At 48.1% G+C, this 24619-nt stretch carries 13 protein-coding genes; 4 read left to right on the forward strand and 9 right to left on the reverse strand.

Features of this window, described 5'->3' with window-relative positions; genetic code table 11:
- Nucleotides 1-258: 258 nt before the first annotated feature.
- Nucleotides 259-6390: a PAS domain S-box protein gene (locus tag ACR6Z4_RS09385; RefSeq protein WP_479716993.1), complete on the reverse strand. Its 6132-nt coding sequence runs from the start codon at nt 6388-6390 to the stop codon at nt 259-261.
- A gap of 648 nt (nt 6391-7038) precedes the next feature.
- Entirely contained in the window at nt 7039-10071 is a 3033-nt protein-coding gene (locus ACR6Z4_RS09390) for a PAS domain S-box protein (RefSeq protein ID WP_479716994.1), read from the reverse strand.
- Nucleotides 10072-10711: 640 nt separating this feature from the next.
- Here ACR6Z4_RS09390 and ACR6Z4_RS09395 point away from each other — a divergent pair.
- Nucleotides 10712-11137 (forward strand): hypothetical protein, encoded by a 426-nt coding sequence (locus ACR6Z4_RS09395; protein ID WP_479716995.1) that lies wholly within the window; start codon nt 10712-10714, stop codon nt 11135-11137.
- A 343-nt stretch (nt 11138-11480) separates the two neighbouring features.
- On the opposite strand, the gene ACR6Z4_RS09400 is transcribed toward ACR6Z4_RS09395, so the two are convergent.
- The 3 genes from ACR6Z4_RS09400 to ACR6Z4_RS09410 form a co-directional block, all read right to left on the reverse strand.
- Entirely contained in the window at nt 11481-12431 is a 951-nt protein-coding gene (locus tag ACR6Z4_RS09400; protein ID WP_479716996.1) for an alpha/beta fold hydrolase, read from the reverse strand.
- A 149-nt stretch (nt 12432-12580) separates the two neighbouring features.
- A complete protein-coding gene (locus ACR6Z4_RS09405; RefSeq protein ID WP_479717051.1) occupies nt 12581-15346 on the reverse strand; it encodes an MGH1-like glycoside hydrolase domain-containing protein in 2766 nt (921 codons plus the stop codon).
- Nucleotides 15347-15655: 309 nt separating this feature from the next.
- The gene (locus ACR6Z4_RS09410; protein ID WP_479716997.1) at nt 15656-16135 is read right to left on the reverse strand and encodes a DM13 domain-containing protein; all 480 of its coding nucleotides are present in this window, start codon (nt 16133-16135) and stop codon (nt 15656-15658) included.
- Nucleotides 16136-16551: 416 nt separating this feature from the next.
- Here ACR6Z4_RS09410 and ACR6Z4_RS09415 point away from each other — a divergent pair, with 416 nt between their 5' ends.
- Entirely contained in the window at nt 16552-17877 is a 1326-nt protein-coding gene (locus ACR6Z4_RS09415) for a glycosyltransferase family 2 protein (RefSeq protein ID WP_479716998.1), read from the forward strand.
- Nucleotides 17878-18009: 132 nt separating this feature from the next.
- Nucleotides 18010-19704 (forward strand): beta-carotene ketolase CrtO, encoded by a 1695-nt coding sequence (crtO, locus tag ACR6Z4_RS09420; protein WP_479716999.1) that lies wholly within the window; start codon nt 18010-18012, stop codon nt 19702-19704.
- 77 nt (nt 19705-19781) lie between these two features.
- Here the strand turns inward: crtO and ACR6Z4_RS09425 are convergent, their stop codons facing one another.
- The 4 genes from ACR6Z4_RS09425 to ACR6Z4_RS09440 form a co-directional block, all read right to left on the reverse strand.
- Nucleotides 19782-20378: an SAM-dependent methyltransferase gene (locus ACR6Z4_RS09425; protein WP_479717000.1), complete on the reverse strand. Its 597-nt coding sequence runs from the start codon at nt 20376-20378 to the stop codon at nt 19782-19784.
- 9 nt (nt 20379-20387) lie between these two features.
- Complete coding sequence (locus ACR6Z4_RS09430) at nt 20388-21182, reverse strand: PIG-L deacetylase family protein (RefSeq protein ID WP_479717001.1); 795 nt, start codon at nt 21180-21182, stop codon at nt 20388-20390.
- A 128-nt stretch (nt 21183-21310) separates the two neighbouring features.
- Nucleotides 21311-22525, reverse strand: coding sequence for an acyl-CoA dehydrogenase family protein (locus tag ACR6Z4_RS09435; protein WP_479717002.1), 1215 nt, complete (start codon nt 22523-22525; stop codon nt 21311-21313).
- 117 nt (nt 22526-22642) lie between these two features.
- Nucleotides 22643-22984: a hypothetical protein gene (locus ACR6Z4_RS09440; protein ID WP_479717003.1), complete on the reverse strand. Its 342-nt coding sequence runs from the start codon at nt 22982-22984 to the stop codon at nt 22643-22645.
- A gap of 671 nt (nt 22985-23655) precedes the next feature.
- Here ACR6Z4_RS09440 and ACR6Z4_RS09445 point away from each other — a divergent pair.
- Nucleotides 23656-24573 (forward strand): putative selenate ABC transporter substrate-binding protein, encoded by a 918-nt coding sequence (locus tag ACR6Z4_RS09445; RefSeq protein ID WP_479717004.1) that lies wholly within the window; start codon nt 23656-23658, stop codon nt 24571-24573.
- Nucleotides 24574-24619 lie beyond the last annotated feature (46 nt).

Raw genomic sequence — 24619 nt, forward strand, 5'->3', positions numbered from 1 at the left:
AACTAAATGTTTTGCAGGAATTGATACCAAATTAAACAGAACTCAGGACGGCTAAAGGGGAATGGGGCTATGCCCCCAGATGGGGGCAAATACCTCGCGCCCCCATCTGTCGCGTTTGTTTTTAAGTTGGTATGAATTGAATTCGTTTCTATACTAGTTTTGTTTATTTCCCTGGTTTTCATTCAAACGTACCCGATCCCCCTACCAGACTAGCTGAGAACTTATGAAATTCATTGAAATTTAACCAACTTCGCGGATCTAGAGGTCAGAGGACTCCGCTGTGTAGGGTGGAAAGGTGACAATAAAACAGGTGCGATCGCCTCTAACAATCTCGATGGCACCATTGAGCTGATCGACAAGCGTCAGCACCAGTCTTAAGCCCATCGACTTAACCGACATGTCTAGAGCGAAATTATCGGGCAGTTGATCACCATCGTTGGCAACCCTAAGACACAGAAGCTGATTCTCGGTTTGATCCAACGATATATATAGCTTGCCCGATTGACCGTCTGGAAAGCCATGTTTTAGGGCATTGGTAATCAGCTCGTTTAACAACAACCCACAGGGAATAGCCTGGTCAAGCGACACCGTAACGCTAGAAGAGATATCCAATTCTGGGGTAATAATGCCAGAGGTGGATCGATAGGTCTGGAGCAGATGCAGGACTAATTCTTGAACATAATCGGTCAGTTTAATTTCGGCAAAATTTTGAGAGCGGTAGAGGCGTTCGTGTACCAGTGCCATCGAGTAGATGCGGCTGCAACTATCTTCTAAAGCAGCACGAATCGGGGGATCACTGGTACGCATGGCTTGTAGGTCAAGCAAGCTAAAGATGATTTGCAGATTATTTTTGACGCGATGGTGAATTTCAGACAGCAATACATCTTTTTCTTTGAGCGAGTCTTGCAACTGTTCCTGGACTTGCCTGCGGGCTTGAATGTCTTCAACGACCGCAATGTCATAGATCTGGGAGCCGTCAGAGTCTCGCACCCGCGACAGGGTCAGATTGACCCACCGAATACTGCCGTTTTTGCAGATGTAGCGTTTTTCTCTAGAAGCGCTCATGCTTTGATCAGTCAGGATTTGAGCAGTATTAGCAAACCAATGGGGATCAATGTCGTCGGGGTAGGTGATGTCTTTCCAGGTGCGCTCCAACAGTTCGGCTTCGGTATACCCCAGCATTTGACAAAATCGCTGATTGACTTTGAAATATTTTTCTGACGTACTTTCGACCAGCGTCATGCCGATGCCAGCTTGCTCAAAAATGCTGCGGAAGCGAGCTTCACTCGTTTGCAAGGCTAAGGCAGCGTGTTTGCGATCGCTAATATCGGTGACTAATGAATAGAACCCCAGAGTTTCATGGGTTTCCGTCAGCACCGGGACAAAGATGGTATCGACATAGCGACTTCCACCCCTGAGATAAGGAACTTCGGTTTCATAGTGAACAGCTTCACCCCCAAGAACTTGGTGGATATAGCCCTGAAGCTTTTGATGGGCGGCATCTCCCAAAACGTCTCGAACCGACCGACCGACAATATCTTCGCGAGGGCAATCAAACCAAATTTCATAGGTTTTATTGACAAATTGATAGATTTGCTGGGCATCAATGTAAGAAATACAGACGGGCAGGGCTTCGGTAATTAAGCGCAATCGCTCTTCACTTTGGTGCAGCGCATCTTCTGCCTGTTTACGCTGGGTAATGTCGGTCGTAATGCCATCAATGCGAATTGGGTTGCAGTCGTTATCGTAAATCAGTCGGGCGCGAACCTGAATCCAGCGCATCGTGCCATCCGACCGGATGATGCGATAGTGCTGATCTTTGCTGCCCGTTCGAATTAAGTCACTGGCTCCAGCCTCGATGATGGTGAGGTCATCTGGGTGAACAACCTCCATCCACAGTCGGGGATTTTGGGTAAAGTCAGCCACCGAGTAGCCGTAGATCGCTTCTACTGCCGGACTCATATACAGCAGGCTGTAGTCTTTGCAGCTGACTGACCAGACCATATCTTCTAATGAGTTGAGGATGCTATTCAGCCGTTCCTGGCTGGTACGCAACGCCTCTTCCATCAGCTTGCGACCCGTAACGTCACGGTTGACGCCAGCAAAGCGGATGATATCTCCGGCTTCGTTGTAGATCGGGAAGGTGCGATCCCAAATCCACCGAATTGAGCCATCGGGCAGAACGACTCGATATTCCTGATCAAAAAAGCGATCGCCCTGGTTTTGAAATTCTAAATTGTAGAGGATGCGATCGCGATCGTCGGGATGGATATGATCAAGCCAGGAAGACGGATCGTCGTATAGAAGCTGGGACGATAGCTGATAGAGCTGTTCGTACGCCGGGTTGAGATAGATCAGCTGCCCCGATTTGAAATCTTTTAAGAAAAAGACATCTTCAATATTGTCGGCAATTTGTCGCAGCTGCTGTTCGCTTTCTTGCAACGCCGTTTCAGCCTGTTTGCGGCGGGTTGCATCTTTGGCAAAGCAGTAATGCCCGGTCTGTTGCTGGTGATTATCGTAAATGGCGACGAGCACGACCTGTTTATAGAAGATCGAACCATCTTTACGGATGCCCCGGAGTTCCATTTCGGCTCTGCCGGTGCGCTGCATTTCTTGATGTGCGGCGATCGCTTCTTCTAAATCATCGGGATGAATAGCTTGTAAACACCCCATCCCCACCATTTCGTCTGGGGTATAGCCCATCATGTTGGCATAGGCTGGGTTGATGCTGACATAATTTCCGTCTAAATCGATTTGGGCAATGCCTTCGATCACATTTTCCATTGCCAAATTAAGCCGTTTGACCTCTCGTTCTGCCTGGTTCAGGTCAGTTGTATTGATGCTGGTGCCGATGATGCGGACAATCTGGTTGTGGTGATTGCGGATCGGAGTCAACTGGGTCAGCCACCAATACTCGTGCCCTTGAAACGGCAAATATTCTTCGTAGGTAATGCTAGTGCCAGCATCAACACAGGCTTGGTAATGTTGCTGGACGATCGCTGCCCATTCTGGAGATAAAACTTGGGCGGGTGTTTTGCCGATGAGGAACTCTGTAGAAAGACCCGTGAAACGCTCGTGGGCTGAATTGAGGCCGACAAAGCGAAATTCTCCGGGGGCGACCACATCTACAACAAAAATACTTTCTTGCACGCCATCATAGACACTTCGGAGAAATGCTTCCTGGTCTTGGAGGGTTTGTTCGGCTTGCTTCAGCTCGGTAATGTCGCGGCTTGTGACAATGGCTCCAGAAATGCTGCCGTCTGGTTCTAAATAGGGGACATAGGTCACGCTAATAAACCGCGACCCTATGACTTTATAGTGAAACCATTCTTCGTATTGAATCGTTTCTCCTGCAAAACACCGATCGAGTCTGGGTCGGATCGCGGACTCAAATATATCTGGGTTCATCAAATCGGCAACAGAATGCCCGACAATTTCATCGTAGGTTTTATCATTCCGTTGTAGATAGGTTTGGTTGACCAGGGTGTAAACGTAGTTGCGATCGACCAGAGCAATGCCATCGGGGGTTGCAGAAACAATGCGGGCAGATTTTTGCAGCATGGCTTCTGCTTGTTTTCGCAGAGTGATGTCGTTGACCAGCACAAATCGGGCAGTCTTTCCTTCCCAGGTCAAGTTGCTGGAGGTAATTTCGACATCCATCAAACTGCCATCGCGCTTGCGGTGCTTGCCAATCCGTCGGGCAGGTACACCAGGGTTGGCGATCGCCTGTCTGAAGGCAGGAACGTCTTCGGGTGGACGGATATCGAAGAGAGATAGGGCTAAAAATTCTGCTTCAGAATACCCGTAGTGGGCGATCGCCGCTTGATTGACCCGCAAAAACGTCAGGGTTTCCAGGTCATAAATCCACATGGGGTTGGGATTTGTTTCAAACATCAAGCGATATTGCGTTTCAGAAGTTTGCAACGCCAACTCAAGCTGTTTTCGTTCTGTAATATCTTCGGCAGTGCCGACATAGTGCAACGTCTGATCGGCTTCATTGGTTACGGGCAAAACGTTTGCGGCAATCCACCGAATGCTGCCATCGCGATGAATAATGCGATATTCTCGCGTTGCCGAATTACCTTGAAACTGGGTTTTCAGTGAGGTTTGAACCAGGATGCGATCGTCGGGATAAATGCTTTCTAGCCACGAGTTAGGGTTTTCATAGAGGCTTGCGCACGACCGTCCCCAGAGGGTTTCGTAGGCGGGACTGACATATAGAAACTGCCCAGTCTCAGCAGAGCGAATAAAGAAAAATTGATGGATGTTGGCAGCAATTTGCCGGAACCGGATTTCGCTTTCTTTGAGCGACTCTTCTAACTGTTTGCGTTGTGTCAGATCAGTTTCCACAAACGTAACGACCCAGCAATCTTCGGTGGCATGGCGATGAGACGTAAAGGTTTCAGAAATCCACCGCAGACTGCCATCTTTGTGGTGAAAACGGTATTCAAATTGGGCAGTCCGTTCGTTAAAAATATGATCCCAAAAGTCGATCGAATGGATGTCGTCTGGCACGACCCGCGATCGCCACAGGTTGGGATCTGCCGAAAATTCGTCAGCCGTATAGCCAAACACAGCTTCATGCCCAGCAGAGCGGTAGATTTCTCGCTGAGATCGGTCGGCAAAAATGTAAAAACAGCCGATGGCGGCATTAACACTGTTCAGGACGTCATTCAGCCGGGTTTCCGATGCTTTCAGTTGATTTTCTAACTGTTTGCGATCGCTGATGTTGCGGCGCAGGGTCAACACGCAGTCTATGCCATCTAAATGAATGATTTCGGCAGACAGCAACAGCGTTTTTGCCCCGGTGGGCGTGTTTTGCAGCTCTACTTCTAAATTGGAAATATGCCCGGTTTGCTGAAGCAAGTGTCGAAAGCGATCGCGGTCGGCAGCATTAGTCCATAGCCCTACCTCCAGGGTTGTGCGACCAATCACCTGATCTCGGGAGAACCCATAGGTATGCAGAAAGGTATCGTTGACTTCGATAAATCGTCCATCTGCCAGGGTAGTGAGAGAGATGGCATCGGGGCTAACTCGAAAAACTTTGGTAAATTTTGCCTCTGAGATTAACCAGGCGCTATTGAGTGACTCAAACAATTGCCGCAGTTGGAATGACATTTGCTCAAACGACTGCGCCATAATCGACAGCTCTGCAATGCAGCCGTGGGGCGTTGGGTAATGGGTGGCGATCGTTCTATCGGCGGCTTGTTGTGCCAGTGACCGGGCAGCGCGGCTGAGGGTTTGGATGGGGGTGGCAATCCACTGGGCTAGTGCCGTTGCCAGAGCGATCGCCCCTACCAACACAAAACTGAGGAGATACCAGGTCTGATGGGTATTGGCATTGATGGGTGCCATAAACACCGACTTGGGTATCGCTGTAACAATCAACCAATCCAACCCGTCTCTAGACCGGAAGGGAAGGACATTGACGAAATAGCGATCGTCTTTGAGCTTGAGCTGAAGATATTGATTTTCCTCAATCTGATCGAAGCTGCTAAATTGAGCTTGCAAACTGCGGCTGATATCCCGCACGATGGGGGCTTGACTGTCAGCTGCATTCACCCGCTTGTATTGCGGTGCGCCCTCTTGCCACCCGGTCGTATAGGGCATGATGCTGGTTGAGGTGCCCACCAGCAATCCATTCCGTTCCATGACAAAAACGGTTCGGACTTCATCGGCTGTCAGGGTGCGCAAAAAATAATTGAGGCGAGACAGCAAAATGCCTGTGGAAAACACACCTCGCAATGCACCCGTATTGGATTCATACACAGGCACACTCAGATTGAGTGACAGATCGCGATCGTTTCCCATTTGAAAAATCGGAACCCAGGTCGATTGCCGTTGCTCAACCGCGATTTTATACCAGGGTCGTTTGCTGGCATCAGATTGTTGATAGCTGTGTAATAGGGCAGTTTGATTACCGTGTGGATCGACCGCATACTCATCAATTTTGTTGCGGGTTGAGGCATCGGGTTGCAGGAAGTTGATCTGCCCTGAATGTCGGCTGAAGGTGACAAATTTGCCATCCTGGGCGGCAGCCGAAACGACGTCAATTGAGTCAAAATTTTCGATTTGCTCATACAAATGCTGGGTCAATTGAGTCGTATTTTGCAGGTCTAGATCGCCATCATCAAAGGCATCTACATTCAATCGATTGATTAAATAAGCCGTAGAGAGATAGCTCTCGATTTGCTGAGAAATGCGATCGCTAACGGTTGCCATCAACTGATGCGCCAGATTTTCGACGGCTCTTTGCCCATTTCTGAAGGCAAGATGGCTGGTTAAGCCAATTCCCACAACAATTTGAGCAACAAAGACAACGGTCAAAATTGCTCTTAAACTCCACGGTCGAGGAATAGTAAAGGAACGGATCAGTCTAGGGAATACCATGCGTTTTAATGGGGCTAGCATGTACTTGAACACGGCAAACGATCAACGCAGTGACTATTCAGACTCGGTTCCATACAGGGATGAACGTTATGGGGTTATGAGGCGGCAGTACTGATTTAGGCTACGAACTTTAGTGTGAGTGCCGCACGGCACTCACACTAAAGTTCGTAGCTGGATTAAGCCATGCCTACAGAGCTTCATCAAAAAAAATCCAATGGGTTAGATCGTATGTTTAATCTCACGTATTTTTGATTATCTTTTCTTCAGTATTCAGAGGATCTTTTACAAATCTTGAAATGCAGCGTCAACTTCACACAGGGTGTTCATGAAGAAATGGTGAGTGCCGTTGAAGTTCTTAAGGATAGCGCTAGTACAGCAAAACTTTCGTTTTGTCAGGGGTGAAGGGGTGGAACCCCTTCTTGGGGGCTTCGCCCCCAACCCCCCTGTTGCAAAATTGGGTGTTTGCAACACTAGGCAGGTTGATTCAGTATGGTATTGTAGGGCGCGAAGTGCCCGACAATACCGTTTCTCTACTTAACGCCATATAGCCTGACACCGTTGCTAAATCCAGCCAGGATTTATGAAATGGGTTGGGTGCTGCGCGCAGCACCCAACCCATTTCACTCAAAACAGCACCGTTTCCGGGGCTTACCACTGCACGATAAAGGTCGTTTGCCCTTCATGACTGATGACCTCAATCGTTGCCCCCAAATGCTCTACTAACTTTTTTACCAGCGCTAAGCCTAACCCGGTACCACCATGTTTCCAGGGGTCATGACTCGGGATCCGGTAAAACTTGTCGAAAATGCGGGGCAATTCGTCGGGGGCAATTTCGATCCCGGTGCTGGTAACGCTAATTTGTAACGCCTCAGGTCTATCGGGGAAGGCTAGACTGCCACTATCGTGTCGGCAAAGGCGATCGCCATTGGCGATCGCCTTTGCCGACACGATAATGGACTCTGACATGGGGGTGTATTTGCAGGCATTGCTGAGCAACTCGGCAACGATGCGCTCTAAATACGATAAATCAGTGGTTAAAGAAGGCAAATTATCGGGAATCTGCAACAGAAACTGTTGCTCTTGGCGTGCCGCTTGTTCTATAAAGGGAGCCGCAATTTGCAGCAACCAGGGTTGCAGTTGAATCGTGGTCAGGTTCTTCAAGGCTTCATCATTGGCTTCTAACCGAGACAAGTCGAGCAAATCGTTAATCAGCTTAATTTCTCGGCGGCATTCATCTTGCAAAATACGGAAATAGCGTTTGACCTGTGCCAGCGTGGCAGCCGGTAAGATTAATGGTGCGTCAGAGGCTTCTGCCTCCTCATGGGTTTCCAAATCAGCATGTCTAAACAAAACCGTTTCGAGCATTTGAGTTGCCATTTTGATGTTAGACATGGGTGTGCGCAACTCGTGGGAAACCGTACTCAAAAAGTCATCTTTTAGGCGATTCAACCGTTCTAACTCTTCGACCTGGGCCTGGGCAGCATGGTACAGCCGAGCTTGCCGTAAGGTGATGGCACATTGGCTAGCCACCAGCTCAACCAGTTGGATATCCTGGTCGCTAAACACTCGATCGGCTTGATGAATTAACCACAGATCGCCCAGCACGCCCTGATCATCTTGAATGGGGCAGGCAAGTTTGGCAACACGCCCCTGTTCGGGATGGGGAAATAAACTACAAAATTGGAAATATTCGCCTGCCAATAATTGCTCATAGCCTTCGGCAAAGTCAGCCATTCGCATGGTGTAGCCCTGAAATGGCACCCCGGACGTGGTGTACTCATAGCAAATGGTTGAGGATTGGTGTTCTAAATCGTAGAGGGCAGCGTTGCAGGTATGAACTCGGACGGTGCGGGCAAGCTCTCGCACAACCGTTTGTAAAATGTGCTTTTCGTCCAGGCTATCTCTAACGCGATCGATAATTCGTTTGAGGGTAGCTTCAAAATTAAACGCTTGTTGCAGTTGAGCTGTGCGTTCTTGAATTTGAGCTTCAAGATCGCTGTTGAGGTGCTGAATCTGTTGGTAGAGCTGACCTTGTTGGATGGCGATCGCAATTTTTTCAGCCAGTTGTTGCAATAACTTCATTTCCCAGGCTTGCCATTGACGCGGCGCATGGCATTGCTGAATTGCCATTAAGCCCCAGAGCTGGGCACCTAAAACGATGCCCACGACTAGATTGGCTCTTACCTGAAACTGCTCTAATAAATCGATATAACAATCGGCAAAACCAGCGGTGTAAATATCGGGCGTATTCCCCACATAGTTGTGAGTATAGGGAATGATGCATTGTTCAACATTCAGGCACGGGTCAAAAATTTCTCGTCCTAACATCGGCACCCACCGGGCATCGACGGACTCAGCAATCACAGCCCCCCCATCATTGGGATAAAACTGATAGATGACTACGCGATCAGCCTGCAATAGTTGACGGATCTCAGTGACAGAGGTATTGAGAATGTCATCCAAATTGAGCGATGCTCGAATATGTTGCACGATGGCACTCAACAAACGCTCTTGCTCTGCCTGATGTTGTAACGCTTGCTGGGCTTGTCGATATTCGGTGATATCGCGTGCCACACTTAACACAGATTCCACTGTTTCATCGGGGTCAAATTCAGGCACCAATCGAAATTGATAGAATCGCATTCCCTCAACGGTCAACAGGGCAAATTCAATGCTTTGTTCGATGCCCGTGGCGATGACGTCTTGCAGTGCCTTATCCCATGACTCTACAACGGTTGCCGACATTCCTAAAGTCTGGTTGGTTCTGCCAATAAAGGCTCTAGCCGGAATGCCAATGGCACGTTCCATGGCTGAATTGACATAGGTATAGCGTAAGCCTCGATCAAACCGGGCAATGATGTCGGGTGAGTTTTCTACCAATGCCCTAAATTCTTGTTCGCGGCGATGAAGTATAGTTTGGGCTTGTTTTTGTTGAGTGATGTCTCGAAATACTAAAACACTGCCAATAATGTCTCCTTGCGGATTGCGAATGGGCGAGGCGATATCTCCGATGGCTCGTTCTCTACCATCTTTGGTGCGCAACAGGCATTCGGTGGGCACTGCGATGCTGATGCCAGACTGAATCGACTGAAGCAGGGGGTTGTCTAACGTTTCCCGAGTTTCGCTATGAATCAGGTCAAGGATATGGGTGGCAGATTTGCCGATCGCCTCTGATTGCTGCCATCCGGTCAGTGCTTCGGCAACCGGGTTCATAAACGTAATGTAACCATCGCGATCGGTCGTAATCGTGCCATCGCCAATGCTGTTGAGAGTGGTGACCAGCCATTGTTCGGTTGCCTGAAGTTGCTTTTCTTTTTGGCGACGATAAAGCGCGATATTAATGGCAGTTTTTAATTCGGCAGAATTAAATGGTTTGACTAAGTAGCCGAAGGGTTCTGAGGCGATCGCCCGTCGTAAGGTTTGCGGATCGCTATGGGCTGTTACATAGATCACAGGGATGCCGAATCGCTGGCGAATTTCGGTCGCTGCCGTGATGCCATCTATTTGCCCGTCCAGCAAAATATCCATTAAGACAAGATCGGGTTGTATATCTGCGATCGCGTTCAGGGACTCTGTCCCAGATGTAGCATTGGCAATAACTTCATGACCAAAAATTTGTAAAGCTTCTTGAATACTCCAAGCAACAACCCGTTCATCTTCAACGATTAAAATTCTCGCCATAGTGAACATTGCCTCTGTCCGCCACCCTGGTGACTGGGAACGTGCTAGTGGTGCTTCCCCGATGTTGTCAAACAAATCACAGGAAAGGAACCCGCAAAAACAAGGATTTCGTAGCTAATTTTGATACGAACGTAAAGATTATTTATAACAGCAATCTTACTGTTTCCCCGGATGTAACATCCAAACTTCAGCAATCTCAATCTCTAGGGCTAGAGCAAATGATGCAAATCCTAACTTTTTGCATTCAGCTGTCGGGTGACCGATTTATCGTCACCGATGAAAAGTACTGGTGTGTTGTTGGAGCGCCGCGTTCCGCGCGGCGCTCCAACAACGTATACGCTACGCTATGGAAAATTGCTATGTAGCTACCGAAGGGCTGATTAGAACGCGGGGCGGGGGGCTGTGCCTCCTGTCCAAAGGACAGCCCTGCACCCCGTCCTACTGAACCCTGTGATGATTTTTTGTGGCGCGGGCGTCGCCCGCGCCACAAAAAATCATCACAGTTCCAGGACTACCCAATTGCGATAGGAGATCAAGTTTAAAGAAGAAACTTGTAAATCGCCGCCGAAGAAATCAACGACCCCATAAAATGGCTGTAATTTGGGCATTGCTATCGTCATTTGGATTGAGGACGACGACGATGAATACAACCTGGGTTATGGATAGTGTACAAACGGCGATCGCCAGTTCTATCTCCAGCTGGCTAGACCAGCACCCCATTGTTGCTTGGGCAGTTTCTCACCCGCTGTGGGTGTTGGTCATTCTGCTGATGTTATTTTTTCTGTTGTGGGGCTTTTTGAAGGCGATCGCCCACTTTGCCGAACGGGTTTGGCTCGCCTTATTTCGGTTTCCCTTTCGCCTGGGGCAATGGCTGCTGGGGCTGATTGTGCAAACCCTCAGACCCTCCGTTGCCCGTGCGGATGGCATACCTGAAGACCCCCCGCAACAACAGCTAACCGTTTTGTTAGATCGCTTGGAAACGATGCGACGTGAGCAAGACGAACTGATGCAAGAAATTCAATCCATCCTGACGGTGAATAGTTTGATGCTGAAATCCTCAAAATAGCGGATGTCCTTGATTCTGATGGATGTTGTGTCAGAACCATCACATCCCGTAAGGGCTTAGGAGCTGTAAAGAAATAACATGAGCTGGGCTGTTAGCTGTTGGCTAATAGCTAATAGCCAGACAAAACCGTGAAACTATTTTTCAACAAACCCTTAGGATCGTGGATTAAATAAGATCGAATATTGAATCGTTTGGAGGGGCGAACGGCCGTTCGCCCGTACAACAAATCATCGGAGTTATTTAATTCCCACTCCTTAGCATTAGGGTAAGGATTTTCGGGATGTATCAGGGATTTTTTGCCCAATGCTAAGCCCTTACACTACGCGCTTCGTATGGCTCTCAACTACGATCTGTCGGCGTTGGGTTTTACCTCAACCTGTGGTGATAAGTGCCGTTGAGCTAAGCCAATAAAAATCTCTGGGACTTCAAGATGGGGTAACACGCCAGCATTGGGAATTTCGTGAAATGTGGCGATCGCCTGGGGATTTAATTGAGCCAATCGGCGACCTTTTGAGGGGCTGCCAAAACGAGCATTTTCGCCCCAAAATAACACAGTGGGAACTTTGAGAGAATTGATGTGGAGACTCAAGTCGAAAAAGACATCGCCCCGTAACGAAGATAGAGCCGCATATTCGGCATTGAGTTGCCGGGCGGAGGCAAGATAAGCCGCCACAATTTCGGGGGTAATGCGCGATCGCTGGGCAAACAAAAATTGTTCTAGAAAGGTTTGAATCGCAATTTCATTCGCGGCTCCCAGTTGATAAATCCAGCGATCGACGATAGGGATTTTGGTTACTTGAGCTGCCAGATTGCGGCGATAGTCTTCGCCAAAGTCGCCATACCCCGATGGACAGACCAGCAATAGCTTTTGGAATAGCTCAGGACGTTGGCTGGCTAAGCGAATGGCGATCGCTCCCATGAGGGATGAAGCAAAGACGACCACGGGTGCCCAGGTAGTTTGCTCAATCAACTCGGTCACCATTTGTAAATAATCTTCGACCCGATACTGGCGTTGGGGATGGGTCGATTGCCCCCAGCCAATTAAGTCGGGGGCGATAATGCGATAATCAGCAGCAAATGCCGGGTAAACCTTTGACCATTCGTAGGCTGACGATCCACCGCCCAAACTATGCAGAAACAGTAAGACTGGGGTTGAATCTGAGGTCGTGTCTGGTATTGAATGGGGGGGCAAATCCGGTTGCCAAAAGCTGCTCACCGATGTGTAGTATGCCATGACGCCCAAGGAGGTTTCGATCACCGTTTGGCTAAACCCTGGGGGTTGAAATCGCAGCATCTACTGATCCCAAATTAAAGTATTCCTCCATCTTAGGATCCTTACAAAATTAAAACCCACAACTTTTTTGGGAGAGTGCGGCGAAGCCGCACTCTCCCAAAAAAGTTGTTCAAGTTATTTTATAAAGATCTTTAGGATGTGATGTGAATTTAGGGGTGATCCGTGACCAGGGGTGAACATGGAGCTGATTCAGGAGTTTTGTGTTGCCCTTGATATTCGCTATGCTGTTGAATCAGTTTAGCAATCAACCCCGTCCAACCCGTCTGGTGACTGGCTCCAATGCCTGCACCATTATCACCATGAAAGTATTCGTAAAACAAAATCAAATCTCGCCAGTGGGGATCCGTTTGAAACGTTTCATTGCCTCCATAAACGGGTCGATATCCGGCTTCATTGCGGGCAAAGATTTGCATAAGCCGTTCTGATAAAACAGTAGCAACGTCCCACAGAGTCAGCATTTGACCTGATCCGACCGGACACTCGACTTTGAAGTCTTCGCCGAAGTAATGATGAAATTTTTGCAGAGATTCAATAATCAAGTAGTTGACCGGAAACCAGATCGGACCTCGCCAGTTGGAATTTCCACCAAATAAACCGTTACTGGATTCAGCAGGTTCGTAATCGACGCGGTGCTGCTGTCCTCCGGCTACAAAAATGTAGGGATGTTCTAAATGACAGCGAGACAGGGCACGAATACCATGCTGGCTGAGAAACTCGGTTTCATCTAGCATTTTTTTGAGAATGCAACGCAACTTATCAGGATAGGCGATCGCCAATAAGCGTCTGGCGTCTGTCCCTTCGGTTTGAATGCAGGCAACATTGCGCGTCAGGTCAGGGCGATTGGCAATAAACCATTCCATCCGCTCTTTGAATCCAGGCAAACTATTCAATCGATCGGATTCCAACGTTGCCACCGCAAACAGGGGAATTAAGCCAACCATCGATCGCACTTTTAGCCGCAGTCGTTCGCCATTGGGCAAGTGCAAGACATCGTAGTAAAAGCCATCCTCGCTATCCCACAATTCCGCACCATCCCCGCCAATATGATTCATAGCATCAGCGATATAGAGGAAATGCTCAAAAAACTTGGTTGCCATGTCTTCGTAGACAGGATTTTCTTTTGCTAATTCTAAAGCGATCGTCAGCATATTGAGGCAATACATTCCCATCCAACTGGTGCCGTCTGATTGCTCCATGTAACCGCCGGTGGGTAAGGGCGCACTGCGGTCAAACACACCGATATTATCTAGCCCCAGAAAGCCACCTTCAAATACATTACTGCCTTCGGTATCTTTGCGATTCACCCACCAGGTGAAGTTGAGCAATAGCTTTTGAAATACCCGCTCTAAAAATTGGCGATCGCTTCTGCCATAAATCTTCTGCTCGATCTTATAAACACGCCAGGTTGCCCAGGCATGAACCGGCGGATTGACATCGCCAAATGCCCATTCATAGGCAGGAATTTGACCATTGGGATGCATATACCATTCCCGTGTCATCAGGTCGAGTTGTTGCTTGGCAAACTCTGGATCAACTATGGCTAACGGCAGACAATGAAATGCTAGATCCCACGCGGCAAACCAGGGATATTCCCACTTGTCGGGCATCGAAAGCACATCTTCAGTTTCGAGATGCAACCATTGATGATTCCGTCCATTTTTGCGCTCTGGCGGCGGGGATGGCATAGTTGGATCGCCCTTCAACCAGCGATCGACCGAATAGGACAGGTATTGTTTGTTCCACAACATTCCGGCAAATGCTTGCCGTTGAATAGTTTGCTGATCGGCATCTATGGGAAAGGGACAGATCCGGTGATAAAATGCATCGGCTTCTTGCACCCGTGTTTGCCAGATAGTATCAAAATCATGCCCAAAGGGTTGAGCTAAATCCAACGCCCGACTCAGCCTCAGACGCACTACTTTCGTTTCACCACCTGCGATCGCCAGCTGATAATCAGCGGAAGCTTTTGTTCCCACGTGCGCCGGGTTTACGGCATTGATCTGACCATTGATGATGTAATCATTAATCCCGTCTTTGACGTATAGACTCTGATTTTTAACGCCGTACAACCGTTGATGATTGGTTTCATTCTCTGTAAACAATAAGGAAGGAACTTCGTTATTCTGAGCTTCACAGTACAGCTGAAAGCGTCCCAGGGTTGGATGCTGAGCTGCAATACTGGCGACACCAGCAGGAGGAGTACTGGATGGTGTGGGATAGTGATTTTGAGTCGCCGGATCAACAGAAATCCCCCGACTCAAGCCAGGTTTGGGCATCCCTTCATCCCACGACCAGGTATTGCGAAACCACAGGGACGGCAGGAGATGTAGCGTTTTCTCTGCCGTCCCCCGATTGCTCATGCTGATTTTAATCAAGATATCTTCAGTATCTGCTTTGGCATATTCAACAATGACATCAAAGTAGCGATCGCCTTCAAACACACCTGTATCCAGCAATTCAAATTCTGATTCTTGGCGACTGCGTCGCCCATTTTCTTCTACTAATTGTCCATAGGGAAACGCTTGCTGCGGATATTTATACAGATACTTCATGTAAGAGTGAGTCGGGGTGTTGTCGAGATAGAAGTAGTATTCTTTGACATCTTCTCCATGATTGCCCTGCGACCCAGTTAAACCAAATAAGCGTTCTTTTAAAATGGCATCTTCCCCATTCCACAGGGCGATCGCAAAACACAGTAACTGGCGATCGTCTGAGATGCCAGCGATGCCATCTTCGCCCCAGCGATATGCCCGAGAGCGTGCCTGGTCATGGGGAAAGTAGTCCCAGGCTTCACCATACGCGCTATAGTCTTCCCGAACTGTACCCCATTGGCGTTCGCTCAAATAGGGACCCCACTTTTTCCAATTGGCTTGACGCTTGCGAGTTTCTTCTAGCCTGGTTTCTTCAGCCGTCATCATCATTCTCCCTCTATCTTCCTTGCTATATCGCAAATCGGGGCATTGCTTACAGCGCTTCGCGCTTGAATATGTTTAGATTTTTTGTTGTGTGCCGCGCTCTGCGCGGCACACAACAAAAAATCTGTGGCTTAATCAATTGAAAATGGCTGTAAGAGTGGTATGAATTGAACGTGAAACCAAAGGTTTCACGTTCAATTCATACCCAAAATCAGCAACGCCCAAATCGGTAGTGGTATTCATGTCATGATTTTTTGGGGCGCGGGCGACGCCCGCGCCCCAAAAAATCATGACAGTTCCAGGACTACCCTAACGCAATGGAGCATAACCAAAGGTTGCGTTTGCCATGCGGCACCAGATCACAACGGCACCATAGTCATCTAGATTAATCGTATCTGGAATAGGATAGCGTTGTGCGCCACTATAGTCTTGTAAAGCACCCAGATTAATCACACTGCCCAGATTGCTATACGATTGCCCCGGTTGGGCTACCGGATCTAAAAGAACGTGCAGGTCGGGGCCTTGAGTGCTGGTGCTGAAGGCGGCATCAATTTCTAAATAGCGATGCCCATCGTCGGTAACAATGCGGGCTGCACCCGTCGTGGGTGCTTCACCCGCCACAAATGAGCCTGATTTTAGGACAGATGTGCTTTGTGCCACCATCACGCTATGAGTTATAGACGGCTGACCTGATACGGATGAAGGAGTGGCGATCGCAACTGCAACTATGGGTAAGGCAGAAACGAGAGCAGTGGTAACACCAAGCAATACCAATCGATTCAATTTCATAGTGTTCGGCTTCATTCAAAAGTTTGGGGTGTTGACTAAAAGCCATCTTGCCTGGATCTCAATGAAAAAAAATGATTTCCCCCTGAGAAATTGAAATAAAAATCTGAAGGTTGGCTGAGACTTTTCACGCCCAATTCTCAGATTTAAACCTTGAGATACTTCCTAAAAAACGTTCGGAGTTGTCGCACCTGCTCCGTTGAGGATCACAAATTCATTAAAACCTGGACGTTCATTTTTGGAAGCGCGGCTCCGCCGCGCTTCCAAAAATAAATTTTCGGCTTTATCAAATCCACGATCCTAAGTGACCTGGATTAACACCTCTATCTAAGTAAGACAGATACTTCAAAAGAAAGATTTGCGTAAATTAAGAAACTACGAAAATAAGCTAGTACAAGATTTAAACGTTTACTTGAATCATGGTATCAACTCCTTCAGGCAACGAGGGAACTCAATTTCGTGCGAAAAATCGAAGTGCGAAGGGTGTACAACTTCAAGAGCCCCATCCCTTTTCGAGTTTGTTAGTTGCTCCTGACTTGTCGGGCTTCACCTTCTCTTCTCAAGCTCTTGTTCAGACTCTACCTCATCCGAATTGCAATGTTTGCGTCATCGTTCCTGTTTGTAATGAAGAGGAAACCTTAGAGCAAACCCTCACGGCGCTTTTGCATCAAACCGACTTACGAGGTAAAGCGCTCGATCGCACCAGTTATGAAGTAATTGTATTAGCCAATAATTGTACGGATTGCTCAGTTGACATTGCAAAACAATTTGCCGATCGCCATCCATCGTTGGTGCTGCATGTAGTTGAGCGGGTGTTTCCGCCGGAAGAAGCCTATGTCGGACGGGTTCGTCAATTATTAATGGACGAAGCCTATCGGCGCTTAACCAGTCTCAATCGCCCTCAAGGAATTATTGCTTCTACCGATGGGGATAGCCAGGTTTCACCTACCTGGATTGCCGCAATCCGTTGGGAAATAGCGCAGGGTGTAGACGCTGTGGGCGGACGGATTGTCACTGATTCCCGAAGCCGTCATGCTCTTAATCCCCATGCCCGTCATTGTTTTTTATATGAAGTCGGCTATCGCTCTTTGATTGCCGAATTAGAGTCTCATCTTGATGCAGATCCGTATGACCCCTTTCCCCGTCATTATCAACACTATGGAGCCAGTTTTGCCGTCACCGCAGCCATATATGCTGAGGCAGGTGGGTTGCCAGCCGTTCGTACTCCAGAGGATGAAGCATTTTATCAAGCCTTAATGCGCATTAATGCCCGCTTTCGCCACAGTCCCCTGGTGCGAGTCACTACCTCAGCTCGACAAACCGGACGCTCTCCAGTGGGGTTAGCGAAGCAATTAAATCAATGGTCAAAGCGAGAGAATCAGGCATTTTGGGTAGAACCGGCAGGGGCGATCGCAACTCGATTACAAGCCCGTCGCTTACTACGACAGCTATGGCATCATACTCTCACCAATTATTCCTTGCCTCATCGTGAGGTCATCCAGTTAGCACATACCTTTGGTATCGATCCGCTGTGGTTAAAGCTAGAATTAACTCAACGATATACCTTTGGTCATCTGTTTCAGCGCATTGAACAACAGCAACTTGAAGAAGGTCATTGGCGGCAGCGCTGGTCGCTTGTAGATATCAAACAAGCCATTTGGGATTTACGCCTTCATATAGAGCGATTACGCCGAAGATCATCCAGCATTGCTGATTCTAGAGACATGTTTGTCAACCAAACGTAAGGTCTGTCGTACGTGTAAGGGTGCCGATCCCATGAAAGAGATCGTACAAGCTTCTCTCCCATTTGATAGATAAAAAACGACTTGGAACTTTCTAGAATTGCTGTGTTCTCTAGGAAATAGTATTGGTTGATAGTGCAAACATATGACGTTGTAATGATTGGCGCAGGCCATAATGGCTTGGTATGTGCTGCTTATTTGTTAAAAGCAGGCTATAGCGTTCTTCTCCTAGAGAAACGTCCCATTCCGGGGGGTGGCGCTACTACTGAAGAAGCCATGCCCGCAGAGGCTCCAGGGTTTTATTTCAATCTTTGTGCCATTGACCATGAGTTTATTCATCTCGGTCCAGTTGTTGAAGAATTAGAACTAACTAAGTACGGGCTAGAGTATCTTTTTTGCGATCCCATTGTTTTTTGTCCTCATCCCGATGGCAAGTATTTTCTTGCCCATCAATCGGTTGAAAAAACCTGTGCAGAGATTGCCCGATACAGCCAACGAGATGCTCAGAAATACGGTGAGTTTATTGACTTTTGGCAGCGTCTCACCACGGGTATCGCACCCATTTTTAATGCTCCCCCCAAATCGATTCTGGATATCATCGGCAACTACCGATCAGACAATATTCAAGACTTTCTGTCTGTTCTAGGTGGCGTTGATAAAACGCTGAATCTAGTCCGCACTATGCTGAGCAGCCCTGAAGACGTTCTTAACGAGTGGTTTGATTCAGAATTTTTAAAGGCTCCCTTAGCACGGTTAGCATCAGAATTTGGTGCTCCGCCTTCGCAAAAAATGATCTCAATCGGGTCAATGATGATGTCAATGCGCCATCATCCGGGTATGGCTCGACCTCGCGGTGGTACGGGAGCGTTAACTAAGGCACTTCTGAACCTGGTGAAGAGTCTGGGGGGAGTTGTCCTATGCGACCAAACCGTAGAGCAACTGTTGATTAATGCTGATAAGCGAGTAGAAGGGGTCAGGGTCGCTGGCGGAACGGAATATCGGGCGACAAAGGGTGTCATCTCTAACATTGATGCCAGACGATTATTTCTGCAATTGGTGGACGCCGATACAATGCGATCGCTTGATGCGGATCTGCAAGAAAGTTTGGAACGGCGTATTGTCAATAACAATGAAACGATCCTCAAGATTGATTGTGCTTTGTCAGAACCCCCACGGTTTGAGCAGTTTAACCATCAAGATGAGTATTTAATCGGGTCTGTATTGATTGCCGATTCGGTGAATCATGTTGAGGAAGCCCATGCTTTACCAGGGATGGGAAAAATCCCGGATGCCAATCCCTCTATCTACCTGGATGTACCCACAGTTCTAGATCCATCCATGGCTCCTGAAGGACGGCACACGCTCTGGATTGAGTTTTTTGCGCCCTATCAAATTGCTGGGGCAGAAGGGACTGGACTGAAAGGCACGGGCTGGACGGATGAATTAAAGAATAAAGTTGCCGATCGCGTGATTGATAAACTGGCAGATTATGCACCCAATGTGAAAAATGCCATCCTGGCTCGTCGAGTCGAAAGTCCGGCTGAATTAGGAGAACGCTTAGGGGCTTACAAAGGTAATTACTATCATCTTGATATGTCCCTGGAGCAAATGCTTTTATTCCGGCCTTTACCCGAAATCGCTAATTACACAACACCTGTAGAAGGATTGTATTTAACCGGAGCAGGCACCCATCCGGGTGGCTCGATTTCAGGAATGCCGGGACGGAATTGCGCTAAAGTTTTCATTAGCTCCCAGCGCTCTCTAGGGCAAAAAGTTAAAGATGTTGGCAAAGATGTGGGTGAATTTGTGAAGTCAATTCTTCCAGGTTAGTAATTGAGAGAAAGCCGCGCTGAGCGCGGCTTTCTCTCAACACTCGTTATCCATCCAGGTGCGAAGTCTTATATGAATTAGCGTTTATTTCGCTGAAACAGATCCAGACGATATTGTGCCTCTCGTTGCCCTTTGAGATGGCTGAGCTGAGTCGGCACATCGTCAAAAAATGAATCATGAACTTGATCCCCAGTTAAGGGCATTTCTTTAGCATCTACCGTCCAATGCACCAAGAGCAACTGTCCATCAGGTTGTAAGTGCTGAATCATCAGATCTTGGGCTTGATGCAAATCGTCCCAGCACCAGTAATAGCCCACTTCTGACAGCACAATCAAGTCGAACTGTTGTGCTGGAAACTCATTGGGCACCTGCATCAGCTGAAACTGAATGTGGGGTAAATGACGACATCGCTCGATCGCCTGATCTTGGGCTTTTTTAGAGACATCAATCGATAATAAGAAGGTACAGCGATCGCCCAATTTTTCCGTCAGTACACCAATAGAACCCCCGATTTCTAATGCACGTTCATACTGGGGTTTGGGCAATGCTGCTAACGTTGCTGCATACTTGCCTGCTTCATAATCACTGGTTGTAAAGTTCCAGGGATCAGGATTGGTTTCATACAACGCATCAAAAAACTCGGGGTTCAAGGATTGAGAGTTAGGTGTACCCATGCAAAGTCCTCAACATGTAATTTCCTCGAAGTACAATTCCCAGGGAGATTGAAAGTTGGCAAGCATTTCTGGCATTAAGCGAAACCCAGTGGGATCATCATGAATCAGATCCGTGGTTTGAGATTGATAGGCGGCGATCGCCTGTTGTTTGAGAGCAATTACTGTTTGAATGTCGAGTCGCCAACCTGTATGGGTTGCGGTCGGGCAATTGCCCCGTTGGCTTGTATCCCAATCCCAAATCAGATATTCAATCAATCGGGGTAACATTTGTAACGGTGGCAATAATGGCTCTGGCAAGGCTTGCACAGCCGCATGAATCAACTGCCAGGATGCTCGGTGATCGGGATGGGGGTCATAACGCCAGGGGACAAAAATAACTTGGGGTGAATGGTGGGTGATGTAGGTGCAAATCTGCTTTACCGCCGCAGCAAATCCCACGTCGTCTACCTGGGGCACGGCTCCATCTGGCAGTTTCAAAAAGGTAACAGCATCTGCCTCTATTCCCAACGTTGCCATGGCTTGCAGCGTTTCCTGTTGCCGCAATGCCTGTAACGCCAGCGGTGGATATTGACGGGAATGAGGATGAGACTTTGTACCATCACTGACCACCAACACCTTGACGTCATAGCCCGACTGATGCAGAAGCGCGATCGCACCTCCACATCCTAACGTTTCATCATCGGGATGGGGTGCCACAATTAGGACTGAATGGGCGATCGCCATATCGGGCATCACTGCATCCGACATAACTTGCGGGAGCGATCGCAGCGGCAACAATTCAGGTGTGATCAAAATGGATGTCATTGGTTGAGCATTGAGTTAATGTATAGCGTTGTGCGCCTGGATAGATGATGTTTTTTGGGTGAGAGCCTTGCAGAGCAAGGCTCTCACCCAAAAAAACTTGTATCTCATGCTATGGGGAATTGCTATATTTACGCTGCGTCATTCTGCCAAATGGCATCAGCCGATTCGCCCTGCTTAAGAACGTGCTGCCCAACAGAGGCTAAAGCCGCATCAAAGACGGGTTGACGAATATAGAGGGTTAAGTCCCGAATGATGCGTTCTAACGGCTGAGGTGGCAATAACCCTCGTGTACCGACCGATCTTTCTGCCAGTTGCATGACATCTACGCAAACCTGTTCGATTGCCGTGCGCACCATGTTGGCATACGCAACCAGTTGTGCCGCATTCGGCTGGGGCTGGGTTGGGTCGCCCGCAAAGATAGGATCATACGCAGCCACTCGCTCCGCCGCACTTTGCAGCCAAAGATTGCCACTTTCTAGAGCGATCGCCATCTGTCCCAAACGGGCTTCTTGATACGGATCTTGAGTCCGGTTGAGTTCCCGCAAAAATTGCCGGGTGGCGTCCAATACAGCCGCCGCTCCCCCCAGTTGTACAGCCGCAAAACGGATCACTCCCGTCGTTAGCCAGGGTTGACGATAATAATCTCCGGGCTGACCAATCAGAGCTGTTTCATCCAACTCCACACCTGTAAAATCTACTTTATAGCTGGCAGTGGCTCGCATTCCAGCGGGTTGCCACCAGCTTGGATCAGCAACAGTGGCTACTTCATCCATCGGTACAATGCACAACTGCCAACTGCCATCCGGCAACGCACTTGGGACGAAGGGGCGATCGACATAGCCACACCCTGAGGCAAACGTTTTACAGCCTTCTAAGCGATACTTGCCGTTGGTTAAAGGAATCAGCTTGACGCCATCTTGAGCTTCTGCATTCCATACACCAAAGATTTTATGGCGATCGCGAGCATCTGATGCATACTTGACAATCTGTTCAGGTGTTCCCAGAGTTTGAATCAATTGCAGCGCATTGACATGACCTTCATAGATCCGCCCCACGGCTAAATTGCCATAGCCGATCTGCTTCAGTGCCGTTAGCAGGGTCGCTGTCGCAGCGGATTCAATGCCCCAACCGACCCCACCTAATTCTTGAGCAAGCGGGGCTGCCAACAAACCTGCCTGGGCAATTTGTTTGAACTCTTCCACCGGAAAAGCGCCGCAGTAGTCTATCGTAGCCGCATTTTTGCTGCAATATGATGCAATCTGAAATACAGATTGAAGAAACTCACCTCGATTCAAGTTTCCTGCATGAAGTCCATTGAATCGAGGTGAAAGTTGTTGAGTCATGGTTAACTCATTCACTAAGTCGCTCATAAAGTCTCGCTAACCAGCATCAAGATCGCATCCTCACACTCTCATTAGAATCTAAGGGTGTGCTAGCGTTCATCTGCTTTGAGACTGAAGTTAGGGTTGAGGTTTCGCGTTGCGATTAACAACAATTAAGGTGACAGGCTTTGCATTGGCGATCGCAACGCCTACTTCTTTAAAGTCTTTTCCGGTAATTTGTGCCCAGGTTTTTCTTATTTGACACGTAGAACGATCCAGACCGAGCGGTCTTTTTATCACGGCAGTCCACACATCGTCGGTGGCGTGATGCCCCAATGCATAAAATCCAAAAGCATCGTAATAATAGTCAACAAATTCCTGTAGAACGATTGTACTCCGACTGCGCTGAGCTACAACGTCTTGGGAGCGAACCGATGCCCTATTTTTCGGAGTCAAGATATTCCAGTTAAATGCGGTCATAGACTTAAGCCTCAAGGGGGTCAGAGGAGGAAACCTTTAATCCACGGTAAGTCGGTCAAGATGCAGTAGATTGATGAATTGACTATGGCATATAAAAATTGAGAACGCAAGATCGTTTGTCAGGCATACTGCTTTTGCGCTTACATCACGGGTAGACACCATTAAACGTTTTACAACGGGGTGCAGGGGTTCTATCCCTGCGTGGAGGCTTCGCCTCCATGGTGCAAAATTTAGTGTTTGCAACATTAGTGCTCTATGCAGAATTTTCTCTCAGGTCAGGATGTCAGGGCAGCGGCTCTCTACGAGGTCTATCCCTGTACCCCACCAATAGAAAACTGACAGACCATGGGTCTGAACGCTACTAATTGTGAGATTTTTTTACATGAAAAATGGCTTTTTTCGCAAAAAAATCCCCGACTAAACCCCTAAGGATCGGGGATTTAATAAAACCCAATTCTTTTTGAGAGAGCGACGGCTCCGCCGTCGCTCTCTCAAAAAGAATTACAGGTTAATTAATTTGTGATCCTCAGGATCGGGGATTTAATAAAACCGAAAATTTATATTTGGCAGCGTAGCAGCGTCGCACTTGCAAACATAAACGTTTGGGTTGTATTTAATGTGCGATCCTAAATTCACGTCATCATTCATCTATCTATCGTGTCCATGTTGTTATGAAAAAAGTTTTGCTATCTACCGTTTTATCGATATTGCTACCGCTGGCAGCCTGCGCTCCCAGTTCCAGCCCCACCCAGTCGGGTGACAGCTCAGTGGAGGTGAAACCGCTGGTAACCAGTGCCATTCCCGATCAAGATCCAGAAAAACTTCAGCGATTGTATGGCAAGCTTGCAGAGTATTTGTCAGCAGAGTTAGGTATTCCTGTGGAATATAAGCCGGTTACCGATTATGCGGCGGCTGTGACTGCGTTTAAGGTAGGAGATTTAGATCTCGTCTGGTTTGGCGGGTTGACGGGTGTACAAGCGCGACTACAGGTACCTGGAGCACAGGCGATCGCCCAACGTGATATTGATGCTGAGTTTCATAGCGTTTTTATTGTTAATAAGAGCACAGGGATTGAACCGTTTGATGACATCAACGGCTTACAAACGTTAAAAGGTCACTCCCTTACCTTTGGCAGCGAATCCTCCACATCGGGTCGATTGATGCCGCAATATTTTTTAGAACAAGCAGGTGTAAAACTGGAAGATTTCAAAGGAGAAGCTGGGTTTTCACAGTCCCATGATGCCACCATCAAACTAGTCGAAGCGGGGAGTTATGAAGTCGGTGTACTCAACGAACAAGTCTGGAAAAGCCGAGTCGATGCCGGTGAAGTAGATCTCGAAAAAGTTCAAGTCGTCTGGCGTACCCCTGCCTACTATGACTATCACTGGGTAATTAATCCAGCCGTTAAAGAGCGTTATGGTGAAGATTTTGTGAATCAGGTGCAGGCAGCACTGTTGAAGCTCGACCCCACTGTTCCAGAGCAACAGGAAATTTTAGATCTGTTTGGAGCGACCCAATTTATTCCGACTGAAAACGCCAATTACAGTCAGATTGAAGCCGTAGGTCGCCAAATCGGTAAAATTCAGTGACTGTCATTCTTTTTGAAAGAGCGATGGCTCCGCCATCGCTCTTTCA

Source organism: Calyptranema fuscum S582 (assembly GCF_055793305.1).